Origin of the sequence: Kitasatospora sp. NPDC090091, from assembly GCF_044747365.1 — a bacterium.
Lineage (GTDB): Bacteria > Actinomycetota > Actinomycetes > Streptomycetales > Streptomycetaceae > Kitasatospora.
Map to the genome: position 1 here is coordinate 34,528 of NZ_JBIVDY010000034.1, position 15,141 is coordinate 49,668.

A 15,141-nucleotide genomic window follows, 5' to 3' on the forward strand; every position below is an offset into this window, starting at 1 on the left:
GCCCGACGGTACGACAGACCGGGTCGGCGCGCCAGGATGCCGTCGACAGCGGACGCCGCCCGCGCTGCCCACAAACGGCCGTGTCGGAGCCGATCAGTAGAGTCCGGGGCATGACGAGGACCACCCCGCCGCGCCCGCTCGACGTCGAGGCGCTCTTCCCGGACCTGGCCGCGTACCGGGGCACCACCACCCGGCTCCACCCGTGCCCGGGGACACCCGGCGTGGCCGACAGCTCCGTGGGCGGGCCGCTGCTCTGGCCGGCGGACGAACCGTGGCCGGTGTGCCGCGAGGCCCACGGGTGGGGACGGGGTCGCAGAATCGCGGACATCCACCGGGAGCGGCAGATCCTCACCGAGGCCTGGGCGCGCGAACCGGACTCCGGCCCCACGGAGGCGGAGCGGAGCCTGCTGACGGAGCTGCGCCGCCGCCACCGGGTCGCCGGGGGCACGGACACCGACCCGCTCCCCATGATCGGCGTCGCGCAACTGTACCGGCGCGACCTTCCCGACCTGCCGGCCGGGTCGGACGGCTGCGACCTGCTCCAGGTGTTCTGGTGTCCCTTCGACGCGCACGGCCCGACGGGGTACGGGATGTCGCTCGACCTGCGCTGGCGCCGGTCGTGGGAGGTCGCCGAGGTGCTGGCGGAGCCCCCGCAGCCGGAGGTGGTCGGCTTCGACGGCTACGTCGCGGAGCCGTGCGTGCTGTTCCCCGAGCAGGTGGTCACCTACCCGTTCGCGGGGCTCCTCCCGGAGGACCTCCGCGCGAGGATCTACGCGTGGGACGAGGCCAGGGAGGAGGAGGCGGAGGAGGCCGAGGAGGCGCGTCGGGCGGCGCGCGGGTCGGCGCCCCCTGAGGACTGGGACGAGGCGCCGCCGGAGCACGTCGTGGGATACCAGTACGACCTGTCCATCCCGCCCGGGTGGCGCGTCGGCGGGTTCGCGTCCTGGCACTCCACCGACCCCGCGCCGATGGACTGCCGAGCCTGCGCGGCGCCGATGGAGCTTCTGCTGACCGTCGACAGCTCGGAGTGGGACGGCGGCAGCCACAGCTGGATACCGGTCGAGGTCCAGAGCCTGCCCGGTCGGCTCGGGGGTTCGACGCCCACCGAGGTCACCGTGGGCCGCTGGGGCGAGCTGAACGTCTTCGCCTGCCCCGCCGACCCCGGGCACCCGCACCGCTGGAGCATCCAGTAGGCCGCGGGAGCCTTCCCACCTGCCCGCGCTCGCTGCGCGGCGCGGCCGGGCCCGGCCTGCGCCACTGTGCAGACCGGGCCCGGAGGAGGCGCGGTGGTGTCAGCCGGCCGGCCAGCCGTCCACGGTGGTGATCGTGCGGTGGTACGGGCCCTCGGGGCCGGTGGTGCGGTAGTCCTCGACCGAGCCGCCCGTGCGGACGGTGGTGTCGCCGTCGTGCCGGTGGGCGGTCGGGCGCAGCGTGTGGTCGACGGTGGTGCGGTCGGTGACCCGGGCGCCGGTCGCGGTCGTGGCCTCGCGGTGGTAGCCGAGGTCCATGCTCGTGCGCTGGTCGGTGTTGCCCGCCGCGTCCTTGGCGTACCGGTAGCCGACGTCCAGCGGTTGTCCCTCGTGGACGGTGGTGGTGCGGCGCGGACCGGAGCCCCAGGTGGCGGTGGTGCGGGTGAGGTCGCTCCGGTTGTGCAGGGTCAGGTCGTTGCCGCTGTCGCGGAACTGCTGGGCGGAGTTGAAGACGAGGTCGTCGCGGACCTCGGTGGTGACGCGCCCGTGCGAGGTCTGCACCCAGCCGCGCGCCAGGTCGTGGCGGCCCGCCGTGACGGTCCAGTCGCCGCTGCCGCCGCCGTGGTCGGCGAGGGCGGTGCCGACCGCGGCCTCCGGGGCGACCCGGTACTCGGTGAGCTGCCCGGACGTGCGGGCCGCGCCGTGGTCGACGTCGGCGAAGAGGTTGACCTGGCCGCTCCAGAGGTCGTTGCTCTGGGCCTCGGCGGCGTTGACGGCGACGGCGACGGTGTGCGGCCGACCGTCCACCAGGAGCCCGACGTAGGGGGTCAGGTCGAGCCGGTAGGCGGGCAGGTCGAAGGCGAAGATGCCGGGGGTGGGCCGCCAGAGCAGCGGGTCCCACCCGCCGGTGTAGATCACGGGGTACGGCCAGACCGCGCCGGCGACCCGGCCGTCGATGCTGAGCCGCAGTTCGCGGAACGGACCCTTGCCGCAGACGCCGGTGCCGGAGTTGGCGCGGGCGAACGCGTCCGGCGCGGAGGCGTACGCGAACTCCTCGCAGGCGCCGCCGCCGCGCGCGTACACCTCGGCGGTGAGGCGTTCGAGGTTCGGCGGGAAGGAGAGCTCGCGGCCGGCGGAGGGGGCGGCCTGGGTGAGCCCGAACGCCCCGGTGGTGAGCAGCCGGTCGGCTGTGCGGGCGGCGGGCCACCGCGCGGAGGTGGTGTAGAAGGTGAGGCTCGCCGAGATCCGGAACACCCCGGTGTAGGTGTCGTCGGTGACGTTGGCGAGGTCGAACTCGAAGGGCTGCTGCCCGGCCGCGAACAGCGGGGCGTAGCGGGTGACGTCCCGTTCGAGTGACCACTCGATGCCGTCCTTGGACGGTTCGGGGGTGGAGGAGAGCAGCACCTGGGCGCCGCCGACGCGGACCGTGAACAGCCGGTCGAACTGCCGGCCGGCGACCTGGCCGTGCAGGTCCAGCACGACCGCCGACCAAGGCCCGGCGCAGGCGGCGGGTGGGGTGGCGGTGGCCGTGTACGGGGTGTCCGGCGGGCTGCCGTAGCCGTTGCGGAACGGCTGGTCGTGCATCACCTCGACGGTGCAGGAACGGGTGTCCGGCCGGGTGAGCGGCTTCGTGGCGGTGAGCGGGTCGTGGTAGTCGGTGCCGAAGTCGGCGTGCGCGGGCCCGGCGGCGGCCAGCGCCCCGGTGAGGGCGAGGACGACGGCGCCGGCCAGACGGCCGACGCGGCGGCCGGCTCGGCGGATCAGCGGGTGGGCGGCCAACGGTGTCCCTCTCGGTCGGGGCGGAAGCGGACGGGCGGTCCCGGGCATCCTTCCCGTGGTGGCATGCGCGCGTCAACACGCCGGGGCGTCCGCGCTTCGCCCCCGGGCGCCTACGGCCAGCCCGTCGGCTTCGAGGTGGCGCTCGCCCTGGCCGCGGTGATCGCCGTGCAGGCGCGCCGGACCTCCGTGGCGGCCCAGCCGGACGGCAGCGGGCCCCGGGCCCGGAGGGCGGCGGCCTGTCGCTGGAGCTCGCGGAGTGCGCCGCCCTGAGCGCTGGAGAGGCCCATCTCCTGGTAGTCGCCGAGGTCCGTGCCGCCGTCGAGGTACGTCTGCAGCCAGGGCGTGATGCTCAGGACGCAGTCCACGAGCGGGTCGGCGGACGGCGGTGCGGGCGCCGTCGGGGCGGCCGCGCGGGGCGCAGCGGCATGCCCGCCGCACCCCGAGATCGTCGCAGCGGCGGCGACGACCAGCCCGATCGCAAGTGCGAACCGTTTCCGCATGCCCTGCATTCTGGCCTCCGCCGGGTGGCCGCACCAGAGTTCGGACCGCCCGAGCGGCCGGCGCGGACCGTCGCAGGGCGGGCAGGCTCGGCGCACGCGGTCCGGGCCGTGCGAGCGACGGGCCGTCATGCGACGTCGAAGGAGAAGTCCCGGTGGACCGGACCGAACGGGACGTAGGGTCGGGTGCATGGCCGACGAGATCTTCACCCATCCCCGACTCGCCGCGATCTACGACGCGTTGGAGCCCGACCGCAGCGATCTGGACGCCTACCTGGACCTCACCCGGCGGCTCGGGGCCCGCAAGGTCCTGGACATCGGCTGCGGCACCGGCGTGTTCGCACTCCTGCTGGCCGAGGAGGGCGTCGAGGTCGTCGGTCTGGACCCCGCGGAGGCGCTGATCGAGGTGGCGCGGGCCAAGCCGGGCAGCGACCGGGTCGAGTGGATCCGCGGCGACGCGACGGCGCTGCCGCCGCTGCGGGTCGAGCTGGCGACCATGACCGCCAACGTGGCGCAGGCCATCGCGGCGCCGGCGGCCTGGCGGACGACGCTCTCGGCGGCCCACCGGGCGCTGCGTCCGGGCGGCCACCTGGTGTTCGAGACCCGAGTCCCGTCCGCGCGGGCCTGGGAACGGTGGAACCGCGAGGACTCGTACGCGGTGACGGCGGTCCCCGGCGTCGGCGCGGTGGAGAGCTGGGTCGAACTGATCGACATCGACGGCCCGTTGGTGACGTTCCGGTGGACGTACGTGTTCGCCGCGGACGGGGCGGTGCTGACCTCGGACTCCACGCTGCGCTTCCGCGAGCGCGACGAGGTGGCAGCCGACCTGGCGGCGAGCGGGTTCGCCGTCCAGGAGGTCCGCGACGCCCCCGACCGGCCGGGCCGGGAGTTCGTCTTCCTCGCGCGCCGACCTGAGCAGTGATCAGGAGGCGGGCGTCCCGGAGCCCTTCCCGGCACCGCCACCGCCACCTCCGCCACCTCCTCCGCCGCCGCCCCCACCTCCGCCGTTGCCCTTGCCGGAACCCGGGCGGGTGGCGGGTTGGCCGGGCTCCGGGGGAAGGTGCTCCTTGGCGTTGTGGCGTCCCGCGGGGGCGAAGACCGGCCCGTCGAGGCCGGGAACGCGGTGGGCCGCGATCCCGGCCTGCGTCTCCGGCTGCAGCAGATAGTCCTGGAACGCCTTCGCCCCGGCCTCGTTGACCCCCGGGACCTTCGCCGGACTGACCACCGCCGTGGCCATGACCCGCTGCAGCAACGGATCGCCGAGGACGAGCGGTTCGAGGTCGAGCGGGCGCGTCCGCAGGTACTCGCGGAAGGGCGTCAGGCCCCAGAGGGTGTAGCCACGGGCAGCGGCGGCCGCGTCCATGGCCGCGCCGGTGGCCAGGCCCTGGTCGGTGAAGGCCGACCACGGGAGGCGGGCCTCGGCGGCCACGGTGCGCATCAGGTAGCGGACGCCGTCGATGTTGTTGACGATCAGCGGCCGGCCGGCGGCGGTGATGCGGCGGAAGGCCTCGGCGAGGTCGGTGAGCCCGCGCACCCCGGCCGGGTCGTCGCGCGGTCCGGCCAGGCACATCAGGTTGGCGAGGACGGTGTGCGGCCACTGCACGAAGCCGTCCGTGACCAGCCCGGAGATGTCCCGGTGGCCGAGGTGGGAGAGCGCGACGTCCGCCTCCCCGGCCCGGACGGCCGCGCCGACCTCCTCGCCGACCGTCAGCCGGACCTTGAGCCCGCTGGCGGCCTCGAACTCCGGCAGCAGGACGTCGTACAGGCCGCCGTCGCGGACGGTGGTGACGCTCATCAGCCGGACGACGCCGGGGTCGGCGGGGCGCGGTGCCGCGGACGACGGGCGCGCCGGGGCGGCGGGCGGTGCCGGTGACGGTGCGTCGGCCGGCGCCGGGCCCGAGGGCCGGTCGTCCGCCGAGCAGCCCGCCAGCGCGGGCAGCGCCGGGAGCGCGAGTGCCGCCCCCGCCCGCAGGAAACCGCGTCTGTCGCTCGTGCCGCCGCGAGTACCGCGAGTACCGCGAGTACCACCGATGTCGCCGGTGTCGCCAGTGCCGTCCATACCGTCCCGCCCCAGCGGCGCCGGAACGTGCGGCCGTCCGGCGCGCGCCGCCGTTCGGCCGGGACCAGCCGAAAGTCTGGCAGCCGCCCGCGGGCCGCGGAACTGGTTGATCACCCAGTTCGCCGGCCGTCCACCGTCGGCCCGCCGCCCGGCTGCCTGTCGTCAGCCCGCCCTCAGCTCCGGCCGACGAAGGTGAAGCCGGCCTCGTCGACCGCGCTGCGCAGCAGCGCCTCGTCGAGCGGCTGGGCGGACGCGACGGTGACCCGTCCGGTGGGCGCGTCGGCCGTGACCTCCGTGACGCCGGGGAGCGCGGACAGCCCGGCGCTGACCGTCCGCTCGCAGTGGCCGCAGCTCATGCCGTCGACGCTGAGGACCGTGGTGATGGACATGGGGATGCCTCCGTTGCCGTGCGCGTGTGACAGGGGCGCCGGCCACTGCCCGTGCTGGGCGGGGCCGGTGAACGACGATTCCCACCACAGCGCACGATCGGGCGGCGGCCCAGGGACACGCCGCGCAGGTGGCACCTTCGAGTGGACCGTGGAACCGATCGGGCCGCGCATCCGACGGCGGCCTCCGCCGACCACTCCCGGTCGCCCCCGACCGCCGTCAGGGCGATCCGGTGCCGGGGTGAACCGGCGGTCAGGGCGACTCGGCGGCGGGGAAGACCCGGTCGAGCAGGTCGAGCAGGGTGGTGCGTTCGGCGTCGTCGAGGCAGCCGAGGCCGGGCAGGCCGGCGGCGATCTCGGCGCGGATGCTCCCGACCGCGGCGACGCCGGCCTCGGTGAGCACCACGTTCTTGACCCGCCGGTCCGTGGCGTCGGGCTCGCGGTGGACCAGACCGCGGGACTCCAGGCGGTCGACGATCCCGGTGACGTTGGAGGCGTCGCAGCCGAGCGTGCCGGCGAGCGTGCGCATGGGCACGGGCCGGCGGAGCAGGCTCAGCACCTTGCCCTGCATGAGGGTGAGGTCCTGGCGGGCGGCGACGGTGGCGAAGTTCCGGTAATAGTCGGCGGCGGCGCGGGCCAGCCGGTCCATGATCTGGACCGTGTCGGCGGCCTGGGCGGGCGGGGGAGTGGTCCTGGTCATGGGACCAGTCTAGGCCGCATTGCTTGACATCCTCAATTATTGAGGTCTACCGTTTCAGTATTGCTTGAGGGGATCAACCATCAAGCGCATCAACACTTCTTGTCCAGCAGCACAGGAGCACTCCCATGAAGGCCATCACCTACCGCAGCTACGGCGGACCGGACGTCCTGGAGTACGGCGACGTGCCCGAGCCCAAGCTCGGCCCGGACTCCGTCCTGGTCCGGGTCGCCGCCGCCTCGGTGAACCCGGTCGACTGGAAGATCCAGGCCGGCTACCTGGACGGCGTGCTGGACGTCGTCTTCCCCGTCGTCCCCGGCTGGGACGTCGCCGGCGTCGTCGAGCAGGTCGGTGTCGGCGTCACCGAGTTCGCCCCGGGCGACGAGGTGATGGGCTACGTCCGCGAGGACATGGTCCGCCGCGGCACCTTCGCCGAGTACGTCGCCGCGCCCGTGCGCACCCTGGCCCGCAAGCCCGCCGCCCTCGACTTCGCCCAGGCCGCCGGCCTGCCGCTGGCCGGCCTCACTGCCTACCAGGCGCTGACCCGCGCCCTGGAGGTCAAGCCCGGCGAGACCGTCCTCGTCCACGCGGCCGCCGGCGGCGTCGGCTCGCTCGCCGTCCAGATCGCCGTCGCGCTCGGCGCCCGGGTGATCGGCACCGCCAGTGAGCGCAACCACGACTACCTGCGCGGCCTGGGCGCCGAGCCGGTCACCTACGGCGACGGCCTGGCCGACCGGGTCCGCGGGCTCGCCCCGGACGGCGTCGACGCCGTGCTCGACCTCATCGGCGGCGAGGCCCTCCAGCTCTCGCCCGCTCTGCTCGCCCAGGGCGGCCGCCTGGCCTCCATCGCCGACGGCGCCGTGCTCGCCCTCGGCGGCACGTACGTCTTCGTCCGCCCCGACACCGCCGACCTCACGGCGCTCGGCGAGCTCGCCGACAGCGGCCGGCTCACCGTCGAGGTCGCCGCGACCTTCCCGCTGGAGCAGACCGCCGAGGCCCACCGGCTCAGCGCCGCCGGCCACACCCGCGGCAAGATCGTCGTCACCGTTCCCTGACCCGCGCCCATCGGTCGCCCCCGCACCACCCGGAAGGAATCCGTCGTGTCCCTCGTCGTCATCGCCGACTGGCTCGCCGACACCGGCGCCGAGCAGCGCGTCGCCGACCTGCTGCCCGCCGTCACCGAGGCCGCCCTCGCCGAACCGGGCGTGCTCGCCTTCCGGGTGGTCCGCTCCCTGCGCGACCGGGCCGCGTTCGTCGTCTTCGCCGAGTACGAGGACGAGGCCGCCCTGGTCTCCCACCGCGAGAGCGGCCCCTACCAGGACCTCATCCTGGACGGGATCACTCCGCTGCTCATCGACCGCCAGGCCGAGGCCTACGCCCTGGTGTGAGGCGCCGGCTCCGACGCCGGCGGGGCGGGATGTCGAAGACCCGGGTGCCGACCGATGCCGGCCGGCACCCGGGTCGGCGGCGTGTCGTCGTCCGTCACTGCCGGATCCCCGGCTCCGGCGGGTCCTGGTCGAAGGTCGCGAGCAGGTTCGCGACCAGGGGGTTCTGCTCGTGCCTGCGCCAGGCGACGGCGACCCGGGTGCGGGCGTCGCCGGGGTCCGTGCGGCGGAAGGCGACCCCGTCGAGGCGGATCCGGCGGATGCTCGCCGGGGCCAGGGTGACGCCCAGACCGGCCTGCACGAGGGCGCACAGGGTCTGCCACTCCACGGCGCGCTGCGCGACGTGCGGGGTGAAGCCCGCCGTCGTGCACAGACCGACGATCTGATCGTGGAGTCTCGGGCCGACCTCGCGCGGGAGCAGGACGAACGGTGACTCCGCCAGGTCCGCGAGCCGGACCGTCCGTCCGGCGGCCAGCGGGTGGCCGGCCGGGAGCACGGCCACGAACGGCTCGCGGAGGATCGTGCGGAAGCCGAGCTCCGGGTCGTCGGCGGGGGGTTCGCGCAGGAGCCCGACGTCGATGCTCCGGTCCTGGAGGGCGGCCAGCTGTGGGGCCGTCGTCATCTCGCGGACGTCCAGCTGCACGTCGGGGAACCGCTGCCGGAACGTCCGGAGCAGGCCGGGCAGGACGGTCAGGGCGAGCGAGGCGGCGAAGCCGATCCGCAGGCGGCCCGCCCGGCCGCCGCCGACCGTCCGGGCCGCGGCGAGGCCGACCGCGACGTCGGCGAGGGCGCGCTGGGCGGCGGGCAGCAGTTCCCGGCCCGCGGGGGTGAGGGTGACGCGGCCCGGCTCGCGGTGGAACAGCGGGTGGCCGACCTTCTCCTCCAGCCGGCGGATCTGCTGGCTCAGCGGAGGCTGGGCGATCCCCAGCCGTTCGGCGGCGTGTCCGAAGTGGAGCTCCTCGGCGAGCACGGTGAACGCGTGCAGCTGGAGGAGGGGGAGTTCCGGTCGCAGTTCCGGTCGCGTCATACGTCCAGTGATATCAGCCCACACCCACGGGCGTATTGGACGTATCGCGGCCGCCCGGCCTAGCGTGCGGGCCATGACAGAGCGACGTTCGATTCTCAGCGGTTCGGCCTTCGAGGAGCAGATCGGCTACGCGCGCGCCGTGGTCGACGGGGACCGGGTGCACGTGTCGGGGACGACCGGCTTCGACTACGCCACCATGACGATCTCCGACGACGTGGTGGAGCAGGCCGAGCAGTGCCTGCGGAACATCGGGGCCGCGCTGGCCGAGGCCGGCTGCACCTTCGCGGACGTGGTGCGGGTGCGCTACCTGCTGCCGGACCGGGCCGACTTCGAGCCGTGCTGGCCGGTCCTGCGCCGCTGCTTCGGCGAGGTCAGGCCGGCCGCCACCATGCTGGTGTGCGGCCTCGCCGACCCGCGGATGAAGATCGAGATCGAGGTGGACGCGCGGCGGGCCGCCGCGTAGGCGGGCTCGTTTTCGCGGGGCTCGGCTTCGGGGGCTTCGTTTCGGTCGCGTTGGGGTCGGTTTACGGACCGTTCCGGGGTTGGTCGCCTGGATGCGCACGGATGGTTCCGCAGCCATGGCAGCATCGATGTCAGATGTGACATATCACATTGCTCACGAAGGGTGTCGGCCCCACACGGCATGCCTCGCCGACCCTCAGGAGACCTCCCGTGAACCGAAGCGCCCTGACCTTCACCTCCATGGGCTTCACATCCCTGGCCGTTCTCGGCCTGGCGGCCGCGGCCACCCCGGCCGTGGCCGCCCCGGCGGCCGCCGTCCCCGCCGCAGCCGCCACCGCCTCCGCCGCCACGACGACGTGCGGCCCCTCCGTCCAGATGATCAGCAGGAGGAACACCGTCTGCGTCACCGTCGACGGCGACTCCGTGCGCGTCTACGGGACCAGCACGCAGCTGTTCCCCGGAAGCCGCGGTCGGAGCTTCATCTACGACATCTCGGCGACCGTCGTCGGCGGCGCGTCCCTCGGCCGGGAGACCGGCTCGGTGTACCTCGGCTCCGGCACCGGCTACGTCAACGGCCCGAGCGCCGTGGCGCCTTGCGGCTCGACGGTCCGGGCGTCGTTCTCCCTGACCGACTTCGGCACGCCCCCGCCCACCTCCGTCGTGGAGGTGCCGGTCACCTGCTGACCCGCCACCCGGTTCCCCCGGCCGGCCGGGACCCGTACCCGGCCGGCCGGCGGTAGGCTACGGCGTGTGGCGGAGCCGGGTGCGGACCGTGGTCACGTGCTGGTGGTTCGCACCGCCACGACGCCATCTGGCCTGTGACTGCACCAGAAGGAGAGCAGGTTGAGTACCGTCCCTGCCGGACCGGGTGACTACCGCCATGTCCCCAACCCGGAGCAGGCCCTCAAGTACGCGATCCAGCACATCGCGGGTGACCGTGTCGAGATCGTCGAGGGAGTGATCACCCCGGTGTCACCGTCGTGGGCCCACGAGACCGCGGTTGACCTGATCCGCGAACAGATCGGGCCGCGCATGCGTGAGCTCGGCCTTCGGGCGGGCTCGGGCAATCTCGACCTACCGGGGACGGAGAACTTCTACGTCCCGGACCTCGCGGTCGTGCCGGCCGAGTTGGCCAAGACCGAGGGCGCCCTGCTGCCCCACCAGACGGTGCTGGTGGTGGAGGTGACGTCACCGTCGAACGGGGACACCGACCGGACGGCGAAGCGGCGTCGCTACTCGCAGTTCGGTGCACCGGTCTACTTCTTGGTCGACCGTCAGGAGCGGACCTGCACCCTGTTCTCCCAACCCGGTCAGCTCGGGTACACCCTGGTCGAGGGGCCGCACCCCTTCGGCACGGCGATCCGGCTGCCCGAACCGTTCGATCTCGACCTGGACACCGGCGGGTTCTGAACGCCGAGCCCTCCACGGGCTCTGCTGTCCGGCGATCGGACCGCCGCATCGGCCGCGCGGCCCCGCCGGTCATCCGGTCCCGCGACGGGGCCGGGGCCGGCGCTCGTGCCGGCCGGGGCTACTGGGCTGTCAACGCAGGGCGACTGCCGCGCCGGTTCGCTCGGTGGCGATCCGGACGGCGAAGCCCGCCAGTGCGGTGCCCATCACATAGCGGTGAATGCGCTGCCAGAGCGGGTGCCGGCCGAAGAACCCGGCGACGGAGCCGGCCGTCACGATGAAGAACGCGTTGCCCGCAACCCCGACCGCGATCAGGGTCAGCCCCAACAGCAGCCCCTGCAGCGCGACATGGCCGCGCGTCGGGTCGACGAACTGCGGCAGCAGTGAGATGTAGAGGATCGCCACCTTGGGGTTGAGCAGGCAGGTGAGGAAGCCCATCAGGAAGAGCTTTCGGGGTCCGTCCTGCGTCAACTCCTGGGTGTTCCCGAAAGGGGATCGGCCGCCCGGCCGGACGGCCTTCCAGGCCAGCCAGAGCAGGTAGCCCGCTCCGGCCAGCTTGATCGTCAGGTAGATCTCCGGCACGAGCGCGAAGACGGTGGCGATGCCGGCGGACACCGCGAACAGGTAGACCAGGAAGCCGAGGGCGACCCCGGCCAGCGAGACGAGCCCGGCTCGGCGGCCCTGGGTGATCGAGCGGGAGACCAGGTAGATCATGTTCGGACCCGGTGTCAGCACCATGCCGAGCTCCACCAGCGCGATCCCCGCTATTGCACCCAGCCCGATCACAGCACTACCTCCGTCGTACGCGCGTTCGCCTGGACGCAACCTAGCAGCTCACGGCCGTCTCCGGCTGGCGCAGTCCTGCTGTCGACCGTCGGGGGGCCGGGCCGGTCACTGCAGCCGGGAGACCTGATAGTGCGTGATGGCCCAGCCGGCGTCGGTGCGGCGCAGCAGGATGCTGAGGTAGACGTTGACGGTCGGGCGGTCGGTGAAGGAGAAGTCGACGTCCAGGTAGCCGAGGATCAGGTCCTCGGCCAGGTGCCGGGTTTCCAGGATGCGGTAGGCGGCGGTCATGCCGAGCGGCTGGGACGCGTAGTAGGCGGCGATGCCGGGGCGTCCGACGCTGTAGGGGTGCAGGCCCTGGAAGATGGCGTCCTCGGTGAACCGGGCCGCCACCAGGTCGGGTTGGTGGCTGTCGACAGCGGACTTCCAGCCGTCGAGCACGGTGCGCAGGATGGTCTCGTCGTGGGTGGTGCTTCCCGCCATGGCAGTGGCTCCCGAGGTCCGAGGTTCAGGTGCCCGTCGGCGCCGGGGCCTTCGCCGGCCCGGCGGGGTGCGCGGCTTCGAGGACGAAGACCGGGATCACGCGGTCGGTCTTCTCCTGGTACTCGGCGTACGGCGGATACGCGGCGACCGCGCGCCGCCACCACTGGGCCTTCTCGTCCCCGGTGAGCTCACGGGCCGTCATGCTCCGGCGCTCGGGCCCGTCCTGGAGCTCCACCTGCGGGTCGGCCTTGAGGTTGAAGTACCAGGCCGGGTGGCTCGGGAAGCCGCCCTTCGAGGCCACCATCGCGTACCGCCCCTCGTGCTCCACGCGCATCACCGGAATCTTGCGGATGCTGCCGCTCTTCGCGCCGCGCATCGTGACGATGACGACCGGCAGGCCCGTGTCCCAGAGCGTTGTGCCCTGTGTGCCACCCGAACCCTCGTACAGCTCGACCTGTTCGCGGATCCACTGGGCCGGACTCGGCTCGTACTCGCCCTCAAGAGGCATCGCCTTCACCCCGTTTTCGTGTACGGATCACGTCGGGACAGTCCAACACAAGCCTCGCGGGAAGGGGAGACGCCGTTCCGCTCCGGCGACAACCTCGCCTGTGACGGCAAGGGCCGGTGTCGTACCCGGCTCTGTGTCTCCGCAGGTCAGGGTGGTCCCCGACGGGAGGGTGCTCGAAGACCGCCACAACACCACGGCGCGGCCGTTCGAGTGGAAGTTCACCGGCTTTGATCCGGACCCGATCCACCGGCCGGACGCGAAGGGCAGGATGCCGGTCGAGGGTGAACCGGAGAGACGGAGACGGGCCATGAAGGACTTCCTGGTCGAGATCACCACCGACGTGCCGCAGGACGTGCCCGCCGAAGAGGTCGACCGCCGGCGCGCCGCCGAGGCGGTCCGTGCCGGCGAACTGGCCGCCGCCGGGCGGCTGTTCAGGCTGTGGAGACCGGTCGGCGAGAAGCGCAGCATCGGCGTCTGGCGGGCGGCCGACGAGGCGGAGCTGCGCACCGAGGTGCTTGGCACCCTCCCGCTGTGGCCGTGGATGACCGCCGTGGTGACCCCGCTGGAGCCGCACCCGAACGACCCGGGCACGGGCACCTGAGCACGGCGGACCGGTCGACGGCGTGACCCGGCGACAGCCACCGTGCTCCGGTACGTCAGAGTGCCGGACCCGTTGAGCCGTCGGCTCCGATCGGGATCAGTGGGGCAGGGGCGGGGCGGTCGGGCCGAAGGCACGCTCGGCCGTGGTCGCCACCCAGAGCGGGAACTGCTCGACGGGTATCGCCGGCGAGGCCGGGAAGTCCGGGCGCAGCGACGCCGCGGGGAAGAACGCGACCTGGCAGCGACGGCAGAGCCAGGCCGCCCGCCACACGCGGCGGTGCTGCTCCCACTGCGCCCGGGTCGGCGCCGCCTGCCCCTGCTGCGCTGCGCGGCGCCGGCGCTGGGCGACGGCGTTCACCGCCAGTGCCACGCCCACCAGGATCGCGGTGAAGAAGAACGGGCCCACGGCGCGGCCGGCCTGGTAAGCGTTGTCGGAGCTGCCGCCGTCGTCGGCGAGCAGTCCGCGGACCCCTCCCAGGGCGAAGAGGCCGGCCACGCAGAAGAGGGCGATCGCGGCGCCGCTCATGCCGGCCGGCTCGGGCGGCGAGGACAGCAGCGCGCGCGTCGCCTCGTCCAGGGGCCGGTCGATGTCCACGAGGGACTGTGCCACGGTGGCGGACTCATCCGACGCGGCGCACTGAGGGCAGGGGGCGTTCATGGCGGGGAGGCTCCTGGGGAGGACTGTGGATCTTCGGTGAACGCGTAGTACACCACAGAGAACTGACCACCCGTTCCGCCGTCTCGGCCCCGGCCCCCTTCCCTCCCCGGCCCCCTGCCCCGGCCCCTCGGCCCCGGGGCCGCTACTCCGCCGCGGCGCGCAGCTCCAGGGTGCAGCACTTGACGCTGCCGCCGGCCTTGAGCAGTTCGGTGAGGTCGATGCCGATGGTCTCGAAGCCCCGCCCGCGCAGCTGCTCGGCCAGCCCGACCGCCGCCTCGGGCAGGACGACCCGGCGGCCGTCCGAGACGGCGTTCAGCCCGAACACGGCCGCGTCCTCGGCGGAGGCCAGCACGGCGTCCGGGTAGAGCTCGTGGAGGGTCTGGAGGCTCGCGGGCGAGAAGGCGGCCGGGTAGTACATGATCTCGGTGTCGCTGAGCACCGAGAGCGCGGTGTCCAGGTGGTAGTAGCGCGGGTCCACCAGCTCCAGCGTGACGACCGGGCGGCCGAGCACGCGCTCCGCCTCGGCGTGCGCCCGGCGGTCCGTCCGGAAGCCGGTGCCGGCCAGGAGGCGCCCGCCGACCAGCAGGTAGTCGCCCTCGCCCTCGTTGGTGAACGCGGCCTGCTGCACCCGGTAGCCCCGGGCGCGGAACCACTCGACGTACGCCGGGGCCTCGTCGGCCCGCTCGTCGTGGCGGAAGCGGGCGACCAGCGCCGTGCCGTCGACCACGGTGGCGCCGTTGGCCGCGAAGACCATGTCCGGCAGGCCCGGGGTCGGCTCGATCAGCTCCACGGTGTGGCCGAGGTCGAGGAAGAGCGCGTGCAGCTGCTCCCACTGGGAGATGGCCCGGTCCCCGTCGGTGGGCTTGGCCGGGTTCATCCAGGGGTTGATCGAGTAGTCGACGGTGAAGTGCGTCGGGCGGCACATCAGGTAGTGGCGCGGCCGGGCGGTGCGGGGGGTGTCCGCGGACATGGGCGGTTCTTCCTTCCGACAGGGTGAGCGGACGGGCGCCGGGCGGGTGACGGGGTGAGGCTCCGCCCGGCGGCATCGGTCGGCCTCCCGCAGGCTCCGGCACACGCGCCGGAGGCCCACCGCGGGAGGTCGGTCGCGGTGAGCCTCCCCCTCCCGGCGATCAGGCACGTGACCAGGGTGTGTACGGCGGCCGGACGGAAGTGATCCACCTCGGGCCGGGCGCCCGGTGGGGGAGACGTTCGCCTCCTGG

19 protein-coding genes are annotated in these 15,141 nt (G+C 73.7%); 8 read left to right on the forward strand and 11 right to left on the reverse strand.

The genetic code is table 11. The features are described 5' to 3' along the window. Positions 1-110 precede the first annotated feature (110 nt). The gene (locus ACIPSC_RS36580; protein ID WP_400833862.1) at positions 111-1,193 is read left to right on the forward strand and encodes a hypothetical protein; all 1,083 of its coding nucleotides are present in this window, start codon (positions 111-113) and stop codon (positions 1,191-1,193) included. A 99-nt stretch (positions 1,194-1,292) separates the two neighbouring features. Here ACIPSC_RS36580 and ACIPSC_RS36585 read toward each other — a convergent pair whose 3' ends face one another. Both ACIPSC_RS36585 and ACIPSC_RS36590 read right to left on the reverse strand, forming a co-directional pair. After that, on the reverse strand, positions 1,293-2,969 hold the full coding sequence (locus tag ACIPSC_RS36585; protein WP_400833865.1) for a peptide-N4-asparagine amidase: 1,677 nt from the start codon (positions 2,967-2,969) through the stop codon (positions 1,293-1,295). A gap of 110 nt (positions 2,970-3,079) precedes the next feature. Further along, complete coding sequence (locus ACIPSC_RS36590) at positions 3,080-3,469, reverse strand: hypothetical protein (protein ID WP_400833868.1); 390 nt, start codon at positions 3,467-3,469, stop codon at positions 3,080-3,082. A 187-nt stretch (positions 3,470-3,656) separates the two neighbouring features. On the opposite strand from ACIPSC_RS36590, the gene ACIPSC_RS36595 reads away from it, so the two are divergent. After that, entirely contained in the window at positions 3,657-4,388 is a 732-nt protein-coding gene (locus ACIPSC_RS36595; protein WP_400833871.1) for a class I SAM-dependent methyltransferase, read from the forward strand. Here ACIPSC_RS36595 and ACIPSC_RS36600 read toward each other — a convergent pair whose 3' ends face one another. The 3 genes from ACIPSC_RS36600 to ACIPSC_RS36610 all read right to left on the reverse strand — a co-directional run bounded on the left by ACIPSC_RS36600 (position 4,389) and on the right by ACIPSC_RS36610 (position 6,611). Then, on the reverse strand, positions 4,389-5,261 hold the full coding sequence (locus ACIPSC_RS36600; protein WP_400833874.1) for a substrate-binding domain-containing protein: 873 nt from the start codon (positions 5,259-5,261) through the stop codon (positions 4,389-4,391). It abuts the gene before it with no gap. A gap of 437 nt (positions 5,262-5,698) precedes the next feature. Then, positions 5,699-5,914 (reverse strand): heavy-metal-associated domain-containing protein, encoded by a 216-nt coding sequence (locus tag ACIPSC_RS36605; protein WP_400833877.1) that lies wholly within the window; start codon positions 5,912-5,914, stop codon positions 5,699-5,701. Between the two features lie 250 nt (positions 5,915-6,164). Beyond that, a complete protein-coding gene (locus tag ACIPSC_RS36610; protein ID WP_400833880.1) occupies positions 6,165-6,611 on the reverse strand; it encodes a MarR family winged helix-turn-helix transcriptional regulator in 447 nt (148 codons plus the stop codon). A 125-nt stretch (positions 6,612-6,736) separates the two neighbouring features. Between ACIPSC_RS36610 and ACIPSC_RS36615 the strand changes: the two genes are divergently transcribed. Continuing rightward, positions 6,737-7,663: an NADP-dependent oxidoreductase gene (locus ACIPSC_RS36615; RefSeq protein WP_400833883.1), complete on the forward strand. Its 927-nt coding sequence runs from the start codon at positions 6,737-6,739 to the stop codon at positions 7,661-7,663. Positions 7,664-7,708: 45 nt separating this feature from the next. Beyond that, positions 7,709-7,996 carry a putative quinol monooxygenase gene (locus tag ACIPSC_RS36620; RefSeq protein WP_400833885.1) on the forward strand — a complete coding sequence of 96 codons (288 nt, stop codon included), beginning with the start codon at positions 7,709-7,711 and terminating at the stop codon, positions 7,994-7,996. A 94-nt stretch (positions 7,997-8,090) separates the two neighbouring features. On the opposite strand, the gene ACIPSC_RS36625 is transcribed toward ACIPSC_RS36620, so the two are convergent. Further along, the gene (locus tag ACIPSC_RS36625; protein WP_400833888.1) at positions 8,091-9,020 is read right to left on the reverse strand and encodes a LysR family transcriptional regulator; all 930 of its coding nucleotides are present in this window, start codon (positions 9,018-9,020) and stop codon (positions 8,091-8,093) included. A 73-nt stretch (positions 9,021-9,093) separates the two neighbouring features. Between ACIPSC_RS36625 and ACIPSC_RS36630 the strand changes: the two genes are divergently transcribed. From ACIPSC_RS36630 to ACIPSC_RS36640, 3 genes are all read left to right on the forward strand, one after another. Further along, complete coding sequence (locus ACIPSC_RS36630; protein ID WP_400833891.1) at positions 9,094-9,483, forward strand: RidA family protein; 390 nt, start codon at positions 9,094-9,096, stop codon at positions 9,481-9,483. Positions 9,484-9,692: 209 nt separating this feature from the next. After that, on the forward strand, positions 9,693-10,166 hold the full coding sequence (locus tag ACIPSC_RS36635; RefSeq protein WP_400833893.1) for a hypothetical protein: 474 nt from the start codon (positions 9,693-9,695) through the stop codon (positions 10,164-10,166). A 159-nt stretch (positions 10,167-10,325) separates the two neighbouring features. After that, a complete protein-coding gene (locus tag ACIPSC_RS36640) occupies positions 10,326-10,892 on the forward strand; it encodes a Uma2 family endonuclease (protein WP_400833896.1) in 567 nt (188 codons plus the stop codon). Between the two features lie 129 nt (positions 10,893-11,021). On the opposite strand, the gene ACIPSC_RS36645 is transcribed toward ACIPSC_RS36640, so the two are convergent. The 3 genes from ACIPSC_RS36645 to ACIPSC_RS36655 all read right to left on the reverse strand — a co-directional run bounded on the left by ACIPSC_RS36645 (position 11,022) and on the right by ACIPSC_RS36655 (position 12,663). Beyond that, complete coding sequence (locus ACIPSC_RS36645) at positions 11,022-11,675, reverse strand: LysE family translocator (protein ID WP_400833899.1); 654 nt, start codon at positions 11,673-11,675, stop codon at positions 11,022-11,024. A gap of 105 nt (positions 11,676-11,780) precedes the next feature. Next, positions 11,781-12,155: a YybH family protein gene (locus ACIPSC_RS36650; protein WP_400833902.1), complete on the reverse strand. Its 375-nt coding sequence runs from the start codon at positions 12,153-12,155 to the stop codon at positions 11,781-11,783. 25 nt (positions 12,156-12,180) lie between these two features. Beyond that, entirely contained in the window at positions 12,181-12,663 is a 483-nt protein-coding gene (locus tag ACIPSC_RS36655) for a nitroreductase family deazaflavin-dependent oxidoreductase (RefSeq protein ID WP_400833997.1), read from the reverse strand. 307 nt (positions 12,664-12,970) lie between these two features. Between ACIPSC_RS36655 and ACIPSC_RS36660 the strand changes: the two genes are divergently transcribed. Beyond that, positions 12,971-13,264, forward strand: a complete 294-nt coding sequence (locus ACIPSC_RS36660; protein ID WP_400833905.1) for a muconolactone Delta-isomerase family protein — start codon at positions 12,971-12,973, stop codon at positions 13,262-13,264. A gap of 96 nt (positions 13,265-13,360) precedes the next feature. Here ACIPSC_RS36660 and ACIPSC_RS36665 read toward each other — a convergent pair whose 3' ends face one another. After that, positions 13,361-13,873, reverse strand: coding sequence for a hypothetical protein (locus tag ACIPSC_RS36665; protein ID WP_400833908.1), 513 nt, complete (start codon positions 13,871-13,873; stop codon positions 13,361-13,363). Positions 13,874-14,063: 190 nt separating this feature from the next. Then, complete coding sequence (gene ddaH / locus ACIPSC_RS36670) at positions 14,064-14,891, reverse strand: dimethylargininase (RefSeq protein WP_400833911.1); 828 nt, start codon at positions 14,889-14,891, stop codon at positions 14,064-14,066. Positions 14,892-15,141 lie beyond the last annotated feature (250 nt).

Excerpts from the sequence above, each read along its gene's own strand:
- ACIPSC_RS36580 (WP_400833862.1), top strand. The coding sequence starts at position 111 with ATGACGAGGACCACCCCGCCGCGCCCGCTCGACGTCGAGGCGCTCTTC.
- ACIPSC_RS36590 (WP_400833868.1), bottom strand. The coding sequence starts at position 3,469 with ATGCGGAAACGGTTCGCACTTGCGATCGGGCTGGTCGTCGCCGCCGCT.
- ACIPSC_RS36595 (WP_400833871.1), top strand. The coding sequence starts at position 3,657 with ATGGCCGACGAGATCTTCACCCATCCCCGACTCGCCGCGATCTACGAC.
- ACIPSC_RS36600 (WP_400833874.1), bottom strand. The coding sequence starts at position 5,261 with ATGAGCGTCACCACCGTCCGCGACGGCGGCCTGTACGACGTCCTGCTG.
- ACIPSC_RS36605 (WP_400833877.1), bottom strand. The coding sequence starts at position 5,914 with ATGTCCATCACCACGGTCCTCAGCGTCGACGGCATGAGCTGCGGCCAC.
- ACIPSC_RS36610 (WP_400833880.1), bottom strand. The coding sequence starts at position 6,611 with ATGACCAGGACCACTCCCCCGCCCGCCCAGGCCGCCGACACGGTCCAG.
- ACIPSC_RS36615 (WP_400833883.1), top strand. The coding sequence starts at position 6,737 with ATGAAGGCCATCACCTACCGCAGCTACGGCGGACCGGACGTCCTGGAG.
- ACIPSC_RS36625 (WP_400833888.1), bottom strand. The coding sequence starts at position 9,020 with ATGACGCGACCGGAACTGCGACCGGAACTCCCCCTCCTCCAGCTGCAC.
- ACIPSC_RS36630 (WP_400833891.1), top strand. The coding sequence starts at position 9,094 with ATGACAGAGCGACGTTCGATTCTCAGCGGTTCGGCCTTCGAGGAGCAG.
- ACIPSC_RS36650 (WP_400833902.1), bottom strand. The coding sequence starts at position 12,155 with ATGGCGGGAAGCACCACCCACGACGAGACCATCCTGCGCACCGTGCTC.
- ACIPSC_RS36655 (WP_400833997.1), bottom strand. The coding sequence starts at position 12,663 with ATGCCTCTTGAGGGCGAGTACGAGCCGAGTCCGGCCCAGTGGATCCGC.
- ACIPSC_RS36660 (WP_400833905.1), top strand. The coding sequence starts at position 12,971 with ATGAAGGACTTCCTGGTCGAGATCACCACCGACGTGCCGCAGGACGTG.
- ddaH (WP_400833911.1), bottom strand. The coding sequence starts at position 14,891 with ATGTCCGCGGACACCCCCCGCACCGCCCGGCCGCGCCACTACCTGATG.